Origin of the sequence: Gardnerella sp. Marseille-Q9691 (genome assembly GCF_046507715.1) — a bacterium.
GTDB classification, from domain to species: domain Bacteria; phylum Actinomycetota; class Actinomycetes; order Actinomycetales; family Bifidobacteriaceae; genus Bifidobacterium; species Bifidobacterium greenwoodii.
Genome location: NZ_JBKFXI010000002.1, coordinates 404,148 through 420,350 on the forward strand (window position 1 = coordinate 404,148; position 16,203 = coordinate 420,350).

Here is a 16,203-nt window from a genome sequence, read left to right on the forward strand (position 1 = left end):
GCTTAAGAAAATTCAAAAATAAGATTTTCTTAACAAAATTTAATCTACTATCGCATAAGAGAAGCAACCGTAGGAAGAATACCAATACATATAAAAGCTGGCAGAAAGCACAATCCAACTGGTAGCAATAATCGCACAGACAGCCTGGAAGTTTCCTGCCTAGCAACATTTTCCATAGTGATTTCGTAATGCTTAGAAAGCGCAAGTAGTACCGGAACAGGCGAAGAACCATTACACCAGGATTCGCGCAAAGAAGTCATTAACCAAGTTGCTAAAACCGACGATGAATCTATTTTTTCAAGTTTTTTGTGACGGTTTGTGCTTTTTGAAACAGATTGAATATTTTTAAGAACATGCGGAGGAGACCACGCTTCATGCCAGCTATCCCCAGAAATCAAAGCTCTGGACACATCACACATCCACAATCCGTGACCGCCGGGCAAAACAGCACCGACTACGTTCAAAGCTCTAGGAATAGCAACGCCACTGCGCAAAGCAACAATAATCATATGCAATCCAAGCAGAGGATCAATATCTTTAGAATAAGCATTACGCCACTCATATTTAGTATCAAAATAGCCAATATTTAATCTTTTATAACCAAGCAATGTTTTAGAGCCAAAAGAAATATTGCAAAATTGCCAAGCCATAATAACGAATAAAGGCACAATCAGCAAAAGACGACTGTTATACTCCATTTTTACTTCCTAATAACCGAACTTGCCATATTATGATTAGATATTCGCAACATTGACTTAACCCATGCCAAGCCAAGACTGTAAGAAATCGCGCCAACAATCAACAAACCCCACCCATATACGGTAGTTAGCAAAATAAGAATCGGATGACCGCCAAGCAATTCGCCTGCTAATAGAGACAAAAAAGGCAATGCGGTAAGTAATTTTATTGTGGCAGCTGGCATTGCAGATACGTCTGCTTGCAGATCTTCAGCTCTGCGGCGAGCATGATACGATGCCGAAGCAGCTTCTACACAAGTAGCCATTTCGCAGCCTAACGTATTGCTTAATTCATAAGCCGCCATAAGATTTTCGCAAACAGATTGCATATGGTTTTCAATGCGCCGACGCTGGGCTGCAGATAGATTACGATTTTTAATAGAACATCTATTATTAAGCCACCTGTAAATCATCTTTGTGCTGACCTCATTAGAACAAATATTATTCTTAAAATCAGCATCATTTTGCAATATCATTTCAAACGTTGAGCCGGATCTCAATGCAGCAATTAAACCGGCAAGAGCTTCTTCAATATCCATATTCCCCCAATCAAAGAATGAAAGTTACGAAGCTATTTGATTAAAATTACGCTGATTAAAATTATTTTTACTAAAATTACGCGCGAAAATGTTACTAATATCTTCTGGAAGCCGCCAACACTTAGCAAACTTTTTCCACTCAGGTAAAACAAGAACACGGATACTACCATCACTAAAACATCGCTCCAAACGCAAAACTGCTTTGCCTTGTAAAGCTGAAGCGGCAGGCAAATATTGCAAAACACCAATTTCACGAACCATACGTCTGCCGTCCGAAGCGCGCTCCACATGAATTACTACATCAAAAGCTCCTGCAGCCAAAGCGCATAATGCTGCAGGCTCTAATTTTGCAAGCAATCCAAGAGCCATAAGCCGAGCAGGAACTTTTTCTACCTCATCCGCATGAATCGTAGTCATGCCGCCTTTATGTCCGGAAGTAAAAACGCGTAGCAAATCAGCAATTTCTTCCCCTCTGCACTCGCCTAAAACAATTCTGTCTGGGCGCATCCTCAAAGTTGCTTTTACTAATTGAGATAATCCAATTTCTCCAACCCCTTCCACATTGGCTTCGCGAACGCTTAGCGAAACATGATTTGCAGTCAGCTCACCTAATTCACGAGTTTCTTCCACAGAAATAATTCGATCACGCGCATCCGCCATAGCAAGAAGAGCTTTCATAAGCGTAGTTTTACCAGAACCAGTGCTGCCTGTAATCAATATGTTTGCCTTTAATTTCACAAGGAATCCAAGAATATACGCAATTTCTTTAGGAAACATTCCTTGGCCACTTAATGCTAATAGATCATACTTTTTTAAAGTTGGGAATCGCACCGACAAAGCTGCACCTTGTGCTACAACTGGTGCCAAAACCGCGTGAATACGAATACCAGAGTTAGTTGAAGCATCTGCAATAGGGCAAGCATCATCAAGCCTCTTGCCAAGCTGAGCACATAACCACACTGCATACTCTCTTAATAATTTAGGGCTATGCATTGGCACTCTAGGCTTACACTCTCTTAAACCCTGACCACAATCTACCCACACGCGTCCATCTTCGCTCACAACCATATCTGTAACTCGTGAATCATTTGCAAATTCCTGCAAAATTCCGAAATCAATATCGCGAGAATTATTTACGACCATACTTTCCCCTTGAATATGAAAAATGACTAAATTTAGAATGACGATGTTTGCTTGAACTTTCTTTTTTGCTAAAGATTGCCTCTGTAAAAAGCCAGTTTCCTAGTTTTTTCATAGCAGATTTCATACAAGAAGGGACTTCGCGAATACCGTATCCTCCTATAATGTCTGCATGAAGGTTTGAATCATACGGCAAAAACCCTAATATCTGCGTTGAAAGATATTCAGAAGCTTCGTCAACACTTAAAACATATGATTTTTGTTTTAGACCTCTAGGGCACATCCCTATTGCGGCAAAGTCATCGCTACTAATATCAACATTGCAAGTTGACTTAAGAACATGCGAATATGCGCGAAAACGAGCTAAATCAAGAACAGATAATTCAACAGAAGCAAGAGTGGCAGAAGCAGAAAGTTGGGGAATACTTTTGTAAATTTCAACTGAGGATTTTCCAGATCCAATATCTACAATAACCACGTCGCAAGCTTCAGCCAAAGCGCGAATTACAGCCTCAACAACCCACGGCTCTGGACGCTCGCTGCGCCAAGGAGAAAATGCTAAAACATCAACATCATCCCAATGAATAAGCTCATTTTTTAGTACGCATCCATCGCAACGACCAAGAGGTGCTTCTACTTCTTGCAGGCGCCTACCTTCATCGGATTCTAACCCCAACAAAACATCCAAACCGCCATGCGTTAAATCAGCATCTACAATCGCAACACTGTAGCCTTGCTTGCTTATATAACGAGCCATAATAGACAATAACGTGCTCAAACCAATTCCATCAGTTGCCGCAGTTCCAACCAATATATTCGAAGGCAGTGCCTCAAGAAATTCACTTTCAAGCGGCGCTTCTTCTGAATATTCACACAAAGACTGATTCAGATTTTGTAATGAAATATTGCGATTTTTGGGCGCAATAGTAGTTATTACAGTGTGATCGTCTACAAGAGTAGATGAATTAACACAATCGCTACGAATTGCGCTTGGATTAGAATAGCTCGCCGCTTGAGGCGGGTAAACGTAACGATTAACGTCTTTCGACGCACTAAATCTAGCTAAATTACTACTACCGCTTAAATCAGTTTGCCTAGCGCTAACCAACTTGTTATTTAAATCAATATTTGTACTCATGCGCCTATTGAAACGCATACGCAAGTTGGTTTGCAATAAAATTAAATCAATGTGGTTAAAACATTAATCATTCGGCAATTAGCGCATTATTAAGAACAAGATCTCCATGAGATTGCATATACCGTTCAAGAAGTTCACCATAAACCGGCTTAGTTTTTAGAATATCCGAAACAAGCAACGCAATAAATGCGCAAGCTGCCACTGGAAGTGTATGGATCATAGTTCCAGACATTTCAACTGTTAGCAAAATCGAAGTAAGTGGAGCTTTTACAGAAGCAGATAGCGTTCCAGCCATCACACAAACCGCAAACACGGATACGAATTTTGTGTCAATACCAAATGCTGAAACGCTAGTAATACTGCGCGCTGCAACTCCGCCTGCGAGCGCACCAACAGCAAGTATTGGCATAAAAATGCCTCCAGGAGCACCACAACCAAAACTTGTTGACGTAAAAAGCATTTTTGCAACAAAAAGCAAACAGAGCATTGCAATACTTATTTTTCCATATTCCGAAAGACGCACTAAGTTAGATCCGCCTCCAAGGACTTCTGGAAGGAATAAACCAACTGGTATTGCAATTAAGCAGGCTACTACAACCGGCATCCACTGAGGCAAATATCCATACAATGTTTGCAACCCAAGAAGAGAACGATTCATTAAAGAGCCCACAAATCCGGCAAAAATACCAAGTGGAATAAGCCAAATATGCAATCCCATTGGCAAATCTGGAATTTGGCCGAAATCAAGTACAGGGCGTAAACCGAAGCAGGTTTGTGAAACAAAATCAGCAAAAAGAGAAGCAACAGCAGCGCCCATTAAAACTGTAGACGACATTCCATGCTGCACTTCTTCTAAAGCAAACATAACTCCAGAAAGAGGAGCAGAAAATGCTGCAGAAAGACCAGCAGCAGCACCAGCAGTTACAATATAATGCTCCTCAATATCGTCTCTCCTTCCTTTACGGAAGATTCGAGATAACATTTGAGCGCCGCACGCTCCGATTTGAATTGACGGACCTTCACGCCCAAGCGACAATCCAAATAAAGAACCTAGCAAACCTCCAACAAAACGCACCGGCAAAATAGTGTGCCAGCGCATATTTAATCCACGGCGAACGTAGCCAACAACTTGTGGAATACCACTTCCGGAAGCCATGCTTTCCTTAACGCTCATCCAACCAATAATCAGGCCTGCAATTATGGCAAAAATTAAGCATGGCACAATCCACCATGTGTTATGCAAAATTTGCAAGTACATCCAACGCGCAAAATCAGTACCATGCTCAATGCCAAATCTGTAGAAAGCTACGAGAGAACCGGAAACTACGCCAACTAAAACGCCCGCTAATATTACTTTCCAGCGAAGCTGGCAAAAAGTTTCTAATATTTGCTTTGACTGCTTACTTAAAAAGCTCACCACATTCTTAAAGCTCACAACTACTCGATTCTGCGCGCAAAACTTAACTTTTAAATACTAAAATATTTGGAATAACAAAATTTGCAAAGCAACATAACCAATAGAAGCAGACAAAAATGGCGCAATAAGCTCCGCGCAAAGTAGAAAAATGCCATCTTTTATGCGCTTTCCTTGAATAAGATCCACACCTTCAAAAATTGCGGTAGAAAACGTGGAAAATCCACCCAAGAATCCCAAAATCATCAAATAAATAAAATTAGCGCCAAAAATTGTTACCGCAACCATAAAAACATTAGCAACAACTCCTAAAGCAAACGAGGCTACACAATTGATAAACAGCGTTGCAACAGGAATTCTACTATCATGGCTTGCAGAAATTTTTTTAGTCATTGCGCATCTTAAAACAGCACCCAAACCGCCAAAGAAGCAAGGCAAAACAAATATAGTAAAAACGTACAATGGATTCATCACTTCACCGCCTTAGTATTATCTTCTTGAACAGTTTGCTCTTGCTTGCTATTAATGCGCTTTGCAATTCCCGTTCCAAGCCAACTGCCAAAAAACGCCATAAAAACGCCAAATATTAAGGAAAGAACCATACCCAAAATAGCAAACGTCATGCGCGGAGTAACAAAAGACACTGCACTTTCAAATGCGAAAGTAGACATAGTTGACAATCCGCCGCAAAAGCCCGTTCCTAAAGCATATTTATAAAAAGTTTGCTTTTCTTTAGATAACGCTTTAACAGATATTGCAGTAACAAGAGCGAAAATAAAGCAAGCAATCATATTAGACAAGAAAGTGCCTAAAGTAAGCTGACCAAATATAGAAGATTGTAGATTTACCGGGTAAATTAAAGGCGCGTAGGAAGAAATTAGCCCACGCACAAATGCTCCTAAAGTGCCACCAATAAAAACTAAAAGGTATAAGCGGCGGCTATTTTTGCAATTTTTCTCGCTTGTTTTACTCATTTGCACTCTTTTACAAAACTCTTTGCATAAACCAAAACGACACTCTCAATTGAGAAGTGCCGTTTTGTTAAGTTAATCATCAGCCAATAAACAATTTCAGTCGATCAGAGAGTGAACACTAATAATGTGATCTCGCTGCGGGCCAGTGCCAATGGCAGAAATACGGCAATTAGAAAGCTCTTCCAAACGCTTCACGTAATTCTGAGTATTCTGAGGCAAGTCTTCAAACTTGTGAATTTGAGAAATATCCTCGCTCCAACCAGGAACCATCTCATAAACTGGCTTTGCACAAGCAAATAGAGACTGGTCCACAGGCATTTCTTCCACGCGCTTGCAAGTTCCATCTGCCAAAGTCACGTCGTAAGCTACACAAACTGGGATTTCCTTCAAGCCTGTTAAAACATCAAGCTTGGTAAGAACAATATCTGTTAAACCATTTACGCGAGTTGCGTAACGGCTTACTACAGAATCAAACCAACCGCAGCGACGAGGACGGCCTGTTGTAACACCATATTCATGGCCTTGCTCACGCAACCAATCGCCCTGCTCATCCAAAAGCTCAGTTGGGAATGGGCCTTCACCGACACGAGTGATATAAGCCTTAGCAACACCAATTACGCGAGTAATGCGAGTTGGACCAACGCCCGTACCTGTGCAAGCGCCGCCAGCAGTAGGATTCGAAGAAGTAACGAATGGGTAGGTGCCGTGGTCAACGTCAAGCATTGTTGCTTGTCCGCCTTCGAACAGAACGGTTTTGCCTTCATCCATTGCCTTATTCAAAACTAGCGAAGTGTCAGCAACATAAGGCTTCAAACGCTTACCGAGCTCAACAAGCTGGGCAGTTACAGCGTCAATATCAATAGGATGCTGATTATAAAGCTTCACAAGCATCTGATTCTTTTGATGCAAGCTCGCCTCAACTTTGTCACGCAAATGCTCAGCATTAAATAAATCGTGTACGCGAATTCCGACGCGATTAATTTTATCCGCATAAGTAGGTCCAATACCGCGACCGGTTGTACCAATTTTGTGCTTTCCAAGGAAACGCTCTGTAACCTTATCTATTACGCGATGATACGGCGTAATAATGTGCGCAGCTTCGCTTACCAGCAAACGCGAGCAATCAACTCCACGAGATTCCAAAGCATCAATCTCTTCAAACAAAACTTCCGGATCAACAACAACGCCGTTGCCAATTACAGGAGTTACATTAGGGCTAATAATGCCGCTTGGAAGCAAATGCAGCGCGTAAGACTTATCTCCAACTACAACGGTATGACCAGCATTGTTGCCACCATTAAAACGTGCGACAATATCAACTTTAGATCCAATTAAATCTGTTGCTTTACCTTTACCTTCGTCACCCCATTGAGCGCCAATAAGCACAATACCAGGCATGCCGCACCTCCATTTTTTGGGCTAACGTTGCCCAAATTTGCACAATCCTACCTGACAAGATTATCGCTACGCCCCTACCGATTAAGAGGTAAGAAAAATCTTTTAAGTATGAAAGCTAACTATTTCAATGCTTTACCAGCAGAGCCAAGCTGCACACAAGCTTCTACCACGCGTTGAGCCATGGCTTTTTCAGCTTCACGACCCCAAGAACGAGGATCGTAAAGTTTCTTTTCTCCAACTTCGCCATCTATTTTAAGAACAGAATCGTAATTGCTAAACATGTGTCCTGCAATAGCGCGAGTAAAAGCATATTGCGTATCCGTATCAATATTCATTTTAACTACGCCGTAACGCACAGCTTCTGCAATTTCTTGAGCAGTAGAACCAGATCCTCCGTGGAATACCAGCAGGAAAGGCTTTTTAGATGCGCCAAATGTACGAGTATCGCAAGTATCTTTATATTCTTCGTACACAGTTTGTTGGATTTCTTGCAACAATTGCGGACGTAACTTTACAACGCCAGGCTTATATGCTCCGTGAACATTGCCAAAAGTAAACGCTGCCATATATCTTCCGCGCTCTCCCAAACCAAGCTTTTTTACAACGCGTAAAGCATCTTCAGGCGTAGAATATAGGCGCTCGTCAATATCGGCACGATGCCCATCTTCTTCTCCACCAACCGCACCAATTTCAATTTCAAGAATTGTGCGAGCCTTTTGCGAAGCGTCAAGTAACTCTTCTGCAACATCTAAATTATGTTGCAAATTAACTGTTGAACCATCCCACATATGCGATTGGAAAAGAGGCTCTGCCCCCTTTTTTACTTGCTCTGCTTCTTTAGCTAAAAGCGGTCGAATCCAGTCGTCAAGATAAGCCTCTGCACAGTGATCGGTATGAAGAGCAATAGTAATATTTGGATACTGAGATGCAACTTCATGCGCAAAAGCAGCAAACGCAAGAGAGCCAACAACGCGATTATTTACGCACTGTCCAGAAAAATAAGCCGAACCGCCAACAGAAACCTGAATAATGCCATCAGACTCAGCTTGCGCAAAACCTTGAAGAGCCGCATTAAGCGTTTGAGTACTTGTAACATTAATAGCAGGATACGCGTAGCCACCTCGACTTGCAGCATCAAGCATATGCGCGTAACGTTCAACGGTTGCAATAGTCATACTTGTATTATCCGCCTTTATAATTCACAAAGCTACACAAATACACAAAAGTGTTACAAAAGCTGTTCTAATAACTTACTATCTAAAACGCTTTAAGTTACAACTGCATCTTTTGATGACGCTTTTTAGCTTCTGTAACTACAAATTTGTGATATTGCAATGCGATTGATTCATCTAAGCCAGCAGCAGCAGAAAGATTTAGCAGACGCTGAACCTGCTCCTGCTCACGCTTAGAATCCAAAGGAGCAAATTTAGCTTTAGCTTTAAGCTCACCAATGCGATTAGTAGTCTTAAAACGTTCCGCTAGAAGCGCAATAATCGCACCGTCAATATTATCAATCGATTTGCGCAGCGTTAAAATCTTATCCGCAGCATCTTCACAACTTTTATTTAATGAAGTATTGCTCGGATTAATTGTCGTTTCAGAAAAATCACACATAATATGATTTATACAAAACTTTAATCAAAATAAGTCTGCAAAACCATTGTGGTTTCCGTACTTACTGGCACAATGCGATGAATAGTATTGATTAGCTCTTCCAACTTACTTGGCGTTGCAACACGAACTACCAGCATAAAACTTGGGCTTCCTGTGACGGAATAGCACGCTTCAATACCAGGAATATCGCGCAACTTTGTAGGAATTGTTGCTTCCTTACCAAAATCAAGCGGAGTAACTGACACGAATGCACTAACTGGCAAGCCACGACGCTCGTAATCAATAAGCGCACGATAACCAGTAATAACACCCTTGCGCTCAAGCTTTTGAACACGCGACTGCACGGCAGAAACAGATAATCCTGAAGCCTTTGCTAAACGCGTTAACGTAGCACGACCATCATGCTCGAGAATATCTACAATAACTCCATCGGTTGAATCCATTGGCAAAGCGCCTTCAACTTTACGGGAACTTCCTGTCATATTTTCTCCATTCTCTAATCGACGCTGAACGAGAATTATAGTCGGATTTATGCTAGCGCCGGCAGGCAGCAATACCTATGTTACCTTATTTTTTACAGAAAAAGAACAAAATAATATAAAAAATTTTTTTACACCTTGCTTTATTCAGTTTTTTTGTGGAAAAATAATAAAAAATATAAACTAAATAATAATATTTATTGTCGAAAGAGTAGAGGGAGATAATATGGCTGTTGTAGCAGAACACGCAATCTCAATACCTAGATCTGGTATTCGTGACGTATTTGACCGCGTAGAACAAATCCCTGATGCTATTTCGCTCTGCCTAGGAGAGCCTGGCGAAACTGCTTCCAATCATATTGTTAAAGCAGCTTGCGAATCTATTGAAGCCGGAAAAACAAAATATACCGACGTTTTAGGAATTCCAGAATTCCGCAAAGCCGCAGTTGATTACACAAAGAGAGTAAAAGGCTTAGTTTATGACGCCGATACTGAAATTCAAGCAGTTGACGGCGCTACAATTGGTTTATATTTAGCTATTAAAGCAGTAATTGATCCGGGCGACGAAGTAATTATTCCTTCCCCATACTTCACTTCTTATGATGCAGAAGTGTTAATGTGCGACGCAACTCCTGTAACAGTTGCCCTTAAACCTGAACATGGAATGCATGTTAATGCTGAAGAAATACGCAAAGCAATTACTCCACGAACTAAAGCTATTATTATCAACTCACCTTGCAACCCAACTGGCGCAGTAACTACAGCCGAAGAACTTGCAGAAGTAGCAGAATTATGTAAAGAATTTGATTTGTGGGTAATTTCTGACGAAGTGTATCATCCATTTGTATTCGCAAGTGACCCTGACACAGAACCTGCAGGAGATGCTGTAGCGCCATCTATTGCAGCAGTTGAAGGAATGAAAGATAGAACCATTATTGTAGAAAGTTTGTCTAAAACTTACGCAATGACCGGCTGGAGAATCGGCTATATTCTTGCACCAGCTAACGTTATTGAGCAAAGCAGTAAAATTGCGGAAATGATACACTCTTCCGTCAATTCGACTGCACAATACGGCGGAGTTGCTGCTCTTACCGGACCTCAAGATCATGTTCGTCAAATGCGTGAAGAATACCGTGAAAAACGAAATCTGGTACTTAACGCATTACAAGATTGCGACGCACTAAAACTTATTGAGCCACAAGGAGCTTTCTACGTTTTTGTCGACGTTCGCCCAACTGGATTAACTTCCAAAGAATTCAGCAGAAGACTTTTGGAAGAAGAAAAAGTTGCTGTTGTTCCGGGAGAAGCTTTCGGAAAAGAAGGAAGCGGATTTGTGCGACTTTCTTACGCTGGAAAATCGGAAGAACTTAAGGAAGCTGTGGCTCGCATGCGAAAGTTTGCGCTTGAGCAGCAGGCTGCTAATAATGCGTAAAAACAATTAAAAGCAATAAATAAAAGCAATAAATAAAAGCGCACAATCCTAGGATAAATTCTTAAGATTGTGCGCAAAATTATTTATTCTGTTATTTTTCAGCTTACAAACTTAAAAATAACACTCAAATCACTTAAGCAGCAGTTGGCGCAGAAGTATTTGAAGAACCGTTTGCTTGCTGAACAATAGCAGCCAAAAAATCACGGTTTGAAGCAGTCTTCTTTAAGCGAGGAATCAAAGTCTGATACGCTTGCTCAGGCTCAAGACCGCCAAATAGGCGACGCAAACGGTAGATAATAGGAAGTTCGTTAGCCGGAGTAATCAATTCCTCGCGACGAGTTCCAGAAGCATTAATATCTACAGCAGGGAACAGACGCTTATCTGCCAAGTCGCGGCTCAAACGCAATTCCATGTTGCCAGTGCCCTTGAACTCTTCGAAAATAACCTCATCCATCTTAGATCCAGTTTCAACCAGAGCGGAAGAAATAATCGTCAAAGAGCCGCCGTCTTCAATATTTCGAGCAGCACCAAAGAACTTCTTTGGTGGGTACAACGCCTGAGCATCAACACCACCAGAAAGAATACGTCCAGAAGCAGGAGCAGCGATGTTGTATGCACGAGCCAAACGAGTCATAGAATCAAGCAAAACAACAACATCCTGGCCAAGCTCAACTAAACGCTTAGCACGCTCAATTGCAAGCTCTGCAACTGTAGTATGGTCGGAAGCAGGACGGTCAAACGTTGAAGAAATCACTTCACCCTGAACCGTACGCTCCATATCCGTAACTTCTTCTGGACGCTCATCTACAAGAACAACCATCAAATGCACTTCAGGATTGTTCGTAGTAATAGCGTTAGCAATATTTTGCAGAGTAATAGTCTTGCCAGCTTTTGGAGGAGACACAATCAAACCGCGCTGACCCTTACCGATTGGCGCAACCAAATCAATAACACGACCAAGCATACGATTAGCAGTAGTTTCTTGGCGTAAGCGCTCATTAGGGTACAGCGGCGTAAGCTTAGCAAATTGCGGACGATTCTGAGCTTCTTCAACACTCATTCCATTGATACTATTAACAGTTTGCAACGGAACAAACTTCTGACGCTGATTTCTACGATCACCCTCGCGAGGTGCACGAATAGAGCCTTGCACAGCATCGCCCTTGCGCAAACCATACTTTTTAATTTGGCTCATTGAAACATACACGTCATTTGGCCCTGGAAGGTAGCCAGAAGTGCGCACAAATGCATAAGATTCGAGCACATCAACAATACCTGCGACTGGAACAAGATCTTCCTGAGGCTCTTCGCGGCGAGATTCTCGAGAATCGCGCTCTTCGCGGCTCTCACGATTATCGCGATCTAAACGAGAATTGCGCTCAGAGCGATCTTTACGATCCTGGCGGTCAGAACGATCTTGACGATCAGAACGATCTTGACGATCATCGTGATCAGAATAATCCTCTCGATCATCCTCATAATCTCTACCGCGGCCACGCATGCGACGCTGGAAACGCTCCGACTTATTATCTTGCTCTTCTCGATCAAAATCACGAGAAGCTCCACGCTGTCGACGAGATTCGCCTTCAGAACGAGATTCATCTCCTGGCAAAGTTGCCAAAATCTGATCTAAATCGCGCGAATCTACTCCTTCTGCGCGACGATCACGATTGTTATCGCGCTCATCATTTACACGACGACGCTGGAAAGAAGAATTACGATTGTTATCTCGTCGATAATTCTTAGATCCAAAATCTTCGTCGCGCCTACGACGATCATTAGTTGCATTTGGCACTAAGTTTTCCAACGCTTCTAAGTCTTTATCGTCGCTCAACGAACGAACTTCTTCATTATCTGCACGAGTATCTGCAGACTTACTTGCACTCGTAGAATTGTAAGGCGTGCGAACACTTACACCGGCAGGCGCTTCTCCCCCATTGCGTGCCGCATTCAATGTAGCTAACAATTCAGGCTTACGCATGGTCGAAGTGCCGCGCAAACCCATTTGCTTCGCAAGATCTTTCAATTCTGAGAGCTTCATTTTCTCAAGATTTTGGCTTGTTGCCACAATTTTACCTTTCCCTAACTCACACGGAATATACTACCGGTAAGCCTTTGTATGGAAGATTACGGAAAAATCCGTCACGAACTCATGATTATTACATAACAATGTACACAACCACGAACATTATGTATGCTACTACAGCTCTACGACGCTGCAAACCGCGACGCGCCAGCAAGTCTAATTATTTTTTAAATTATAAACTGAATATTCTAATAAAAAAGCGCCAATAATAATGGACTATGCCACTACTATTGACGCTACTTTTAGCTTAATTTTTACTTAAGTTATTTATAAATACTTACTACTTCTTTTCGTGATAAGACTTTTCAGTATTTACAGACCACACATTTGCTTTAGACTCTGCGCCAGTGTGAATATTTTCTACAGCTTCGATTGCAGTAGCCATGGAATGATCCTGGTTATTATAACGATGCTGTCCGTTTCGACCAACGCAATACAAGTTGCCGAAGCTATCCAAGTACTTAATCAACTCAGGCATTTGTGCATAAGTGTCAAAGTAAGCTGGGTAAGCCTTTGGAACACGCTCACGATGGGAATCAAGAACATCTTCTTCGCCATTAATAACCTGCATGCGAGTTAATTCATCGATAGCCATCTTACGAGCGTCTTCATCACTCATATTCCAGAAGTCGTCGCCTTCTTCGCAGAAGTACTCAAGACCAATCCAAACAGTGTTGTCAACATCTTTAACAAGATAAGGACTCCAGTTGTTGAAGATTTGCAGACGGCCAACCTTGTAACCAGGATCCTGCACATAAATCCAGCAATCAGGAACAATAGGAGGATTACCAAGCGTTGGAATAGTAGTAGTATTACGCAGACGAACACGCTTAACAAGCAAACCTACAGTCACAAAATCGCGATAAGGCAAACCTTTGGCAACACGTTGCATTTCTGCTGGAACTTCAGCCTTTTTGTCACCATTTGCACCCTGCTCAAGAGCTGCAACCAGATCTTTAATAGGCATAGAAGAAACAAACTCGTCAGCATGCAATTCAGAACGTTCACCGTTGGCATCTTCAATAACAACGCTTGAAATCTTGCCATCAGACTGCTTAATAGCAACAACCTTAGCATCTGTACGAACTGTAGCACCATTTTCACGGCAGCGGCGTTCAACAGTTTCCCACAATTGACCAGGGCCAAGCTTTGGATACCAGAATTCCTCAATTAAAGAAGTTTCTACTTCCTTCTTCTTACCATTTTTCTTAGGGAAAAGCTTAGAAAAAGCATTCTTCAAAACTTCGACAATGCTCAAACCCTTAACGCGCTGAGCACCCCAATCTGCAGAAATCTGGCTTGGATGCCTACCCCAAAGCTTCTCGGTATAACCCTCAAAGAACATTGAATAAAGCTTCTTACCAAAACGATTAATGTAGAAGTTTTCAAGATTAGTTTCTGGTAACTTGTGAATCATAGACCACAAGTAGCTAAAACCAACCTTCATCGTCAAAATAAAGCCCATAGAGCGCAAGGTGGCTGCGGAAAGAGAAATCGGATAATCGAAGAAATGATGATTCCAGAAAATGCGCGAAACGCGATGGCGCTTCAACATAACTTCGTCTTCAACTTCAGGATCAGGACCGCCTGGTTCCAAGTCATGGTGACGACCAAGCTTCTTATCATCGTATGAAGGCGCACCCTGCAACGGCAACATTTCACGCCACCACTGCATAATGCGATCATCCTTCGAGAAGAAACGGTGACCGCCAATATCCATACGATTACCGTTGTACTTTACAGTACGCGAAATACCACCAAATTCACGCGTTGCTTCGAGCAGCGTTACGTCATAGCGACTAGAACCGCCATCTTTAACGAGCTCCCAGGCTGCCGTCAACCCTGCCGGACCGCCGCCAATAATCACAACAGATTTCTTTGGGGATTGTGTATCCGTCACTTGTCCTCCATACCTTAATACATCAATTTTTACAAAAACACATTTTGTGCTAGGTAAAATTTCTATATATCTTTATTGAGCATACGCTTATCACGCGATAGATTCCGGAATATCAATGTCTGTTTTCTGCACTTCTTCAACATTAACATCCTTAAAAGTCACTATTCGCACATTTTTAACAAAACGCGAAGGCCTATAAACATCCCAAACCCACGCATCTGTAAGTTGAACGTCGAAATAAACGTCTTGGCCGGCCGAACGCACGTTGAAATCAACCTTATTTGCCAAATAGAATCGGCGTTCTGTTTCTACAACGTACGTAAAAAGCTTAATAACATCACGATATTCTTTATACAACGCAAGTTCAGCATCAGTTTCATAATTGTCGAGATCTTCGGCGCTCATTGCTTCCCTTCCGTATTGGTGTTACGTTTACGACCGCGACCTATAATGCGCCACCAAGCTCTTTTTGAAGAACTACCTTCGGTGTTATTTGCATTATAAGGCCATTCTTCATCAAGATTATCACGACGCACCGGTATAGCCACAGAGTGCTCGTGTGCGCTCAATGCTTCAACTACACCCGGATTTTCCTCTATAACATGCAGACCAAACGCATCAAGAGAACGAATTGCATCGTACTCATCTGCAATCGTATCCATAACAACAAAATCTTGATACTTTTGATTTTGCGCATCCCACAAAGCATCGCGCGCAGTACCGGTTTGTGCAAAACCAAGAGATTGATATACAGAAAGCGAGCGAGTATTCGTAGCAGGAACACCAACCCAAATACGATGTAATCCTAAACCTACTGGCTCTGAAGCAAAACCGTAAGTCATCACTCGAGGCATAGCATCGCGCGAATAGCCACGTCCGCGATAATCCTTGCCAAGTACAACTTGAATACGCGCAGAACGAGACCACCCATCTATGTCAATAAGGAAAATCATACCAATAATCGCACCAGAAGTATTCTTAACATCATCTAAAACATCTGGAACTATAGCCCAAGCAATTGTAGGACGAGATTGTATATCCCCAGCAAAACGACATGATTCAGCAGCTTTTTCAACAGCAAAACCGTCATTAGACCACTGAACAGAACGCTCAACCCACGCATGAACCATAGATCGCTCAGATTGAGAATCTTTTCCGGTAATAACCGAAGCGTTATCATATGCGCAAAGCTCATCCATACGCTGTAAATCATCGCATGTTGCTGGGCGAAGATGCGCCATTTCTCCACGAATTGGAGGGATTACTATAGATTTTGGTAACTCGCGAGAGTTGTTCACACCATCATTGGTTTGTTGCATAGTCACCTACTTGTATTGTGCCTTTGAGTATTA

The 16,203-nt window shown here is 42.1% G+C and carries 16 protein-coding genes; 1 reads left to right on the forward strand and 15 read right to left on the reverse strand.

The features are described from left to right. Positions 1-47: 47 nt before the first annotated feature. From ACLD6A_RS05310 to ACLD6A_RS05360, 11 genes are all read right to left on the reverse strand, one after another. Positions 48-698, reverse strand: a complete 651-nt coding sequence (locus tag ACLD6A_RS05310) for a type II secretion system F family protein (protein WP_410313775.1) — start codon at positions 696-698, stop codon at positions 48-50. Positions 699-700: 2 nt separating this feature from the next. Further along, entirely contained in the window at positions 701-1,276 is a 576-nt protein-coding gene (locus ACLD6A_RS05315; protein WP_410313776.1) for a pilus assembly protein TadB, read from the reverse strand. A 24-nt stretch (positions 1,277-1,300) separates the two neighbouring features. Beyond that, complete coding sequence (locus ACLD6A_RS05320) at positions 1,301-2,419, reverse strand: CpaF family protein (RefSeq protein ID WP_410313777.1); 1,119 nt, start codon at positions 2,417-2,419, stop codon at positions 1,301-1,303. Beyond that, on the reverse strand, positions 2,406-3,554 hold the full coding sequence (locus tag ACLD6A_RS05325; RefSeq protein WP_410313778.1) for an ATPase: 1,149 nt from the start codon (positions 3,552-3,554) through the stop codon (positions 2,406-2,408). The genes ACLD6A_RS05320 and ACLD6A_RS05325 overlap by 14 nt, the downstream gene beginning before the upstream one ends. Positions 3,555-3,621: 67 nt before the next feature. Then, on the reverse strand, positions 3,622-4,989 hold the full coding sequence (locus tag ACLD6A_RS05330; protein ID WP_410313779.1) for a ClC family H(+)/Cl(-) exchange transporter: 1,368 nt from the start codon (positions 4,987-4,989) through the stop codon (positions 3,622-3,624). A 39-nt stretch (positions 4,990-5,028) separates the two neighbouring features. Continuing rightward, positions 5,029-5,439: a fluoride efflux transporter FluC gene (locus ACLD6A_RS05335; protein WP_410296420.1), complete on the reverse strand. Its 411-nt coding sequence runs from the start codon at positions 5,437-5,439 to the stop codon at positions 5,029-5,031. After that, positions 5,439-5,942: a fluoride efflux transporter FluC gene (locus ACLD6A_RS05340; protein ID WP_410313780.1), complete on the reverse strand. Its 504-nt coding sequence runs from the start codon at positions 5,940-5,942 to the stop codon at positions 5,439-5,441. Before ACLD6A_RS05340 ends, ACLD6A_RS05335 begins: the two co-directional genes overlap by 1 nt. A gap of 96 nt (positions 5,943-6,038) precedes the next feature. Then, complete coding sequence (locus tag ACLD6A_RS05345) at positions 6,039-7,340, reverse strand: adenylosuccinate synthase (protein WP_410313781.1); 1,302 nt, start codon at positions 7,338-7,340, stop codon at positions 6,039-6,041. Between the two features lie 119 nt (positions 7,341-7,459). Next, complete coding sequence (fbaA, locus tag ACLD6A_RS05350) at positions 7,460-8,515, reverse strand: class II fructose-bisphosphate aldolase (protein ID WP_004136484.1); 1,056 nt, start codon at positions 8,513-8,515, stop codon at positions 7,460-7,462. Positions 8,516-8,612: 97 nt separating this feature from the next. Continuing rightward, positions 8,613-8,954: a chorismate mutase gene (locus ACLD6A_RS05355; protein ID WP_410313782.1), complete on the reverse strand. Its 342-nt coding sequence runs from the start codon at positions 8,952-8,954 to the stop codon at positions 8,613-8,615. A 20-nt stretch (positions 8,955-8,974) separates the two neighbouring features. Further along, complete coding sequence (locus ACLD6A_RS05360) at positions 8,975-9,436, reverse strand: Lrp/AsnC family transcriptional regulator (RefSeq protein WP_004126304.1); 462 nt, start codon at positions 9,434-9,436, stop codon at positions 8,975-8,977. 223 nt (positions 9,437-9,659) lie between these two features. On the opposite strand from ACLD6A_RS05360, the gene ACLD6A_RS05365 reads away from it, so the two are divergent. Next, on the forward strand, positions 9,660-10,865 hold the full coding sequence (locus tag ACLD6A_RS05365; RefSeq protein WP_004136489.1) for a pyridoxal phosphate-dependent aminotransferase: 1,206 nt from the start codon (positions 9,660-9,662) through the stop codon (positions 10,863-10,865). Positions 10,866-10,998: 133 nt separating this feature from the next. On the opposite strand, the gene rho is transcribed toward ACLD6A_RS05365, so the two are convergent. The 4 genes from rho to ACLD6A_RS05385 form a co-directional block, all read right to left on the reverse strand. Beyond that, on the reverse strand, positions 10,999-12,933 hold the full coding sequence (gene rho, locus ACLD6A_RS05370; RefSeq protein ID WP_410313783.1) for a transcription termination factor Rho: 1,935 nt from the start codon (positions 12,931-12,933) through the stop codon (positions 10,999-11,001). 298 nt (positions 12,934-13,231) lie between these two features. Next, positions 13,232-14,851 (reverse strand): NAD(P)/FAD-dependent oxidoreductase, encoded by a 1,620-nt coding sequence (locus ACLD6A_RS05375; RefSeq protein ID WP_410313784.1) that lies wholly within the window; start codon positions 14,849-14,851, stop codon positions 13,232-13,234. A 90-nt stretch (positions 14,852-14,941) separates the two neighbouring features. After that, the gene (locus ACLD6A_RS05380; protein ID WP_004105898.1) at positions 14,942-15,256 is read right to left on the reverse strand and encodes a DUF2469 domain-containing protein; all 315 of its coding nucleotides are present in this window, start codon (positions 15,254-15,256) and stop codon (positions 14,942-14,944) included. Then, complete coding sequence (locus ACLD6A_RS05385) at positions 15,253-16,170, reverse strand: GNAT family N-acetyltransferase (RefSeq protein WP_410313785.1); 918 nt, start codon at positions 16,168-16,170, stop codon at positions 15,253-15,255. Before ACLD6A_RS05385 ends, ACLD6A_RS05380 begins: the two co-directional genes overlap by 4 nt. Positions 16,171-16,203: the final 33 nt, after the last annotated feature.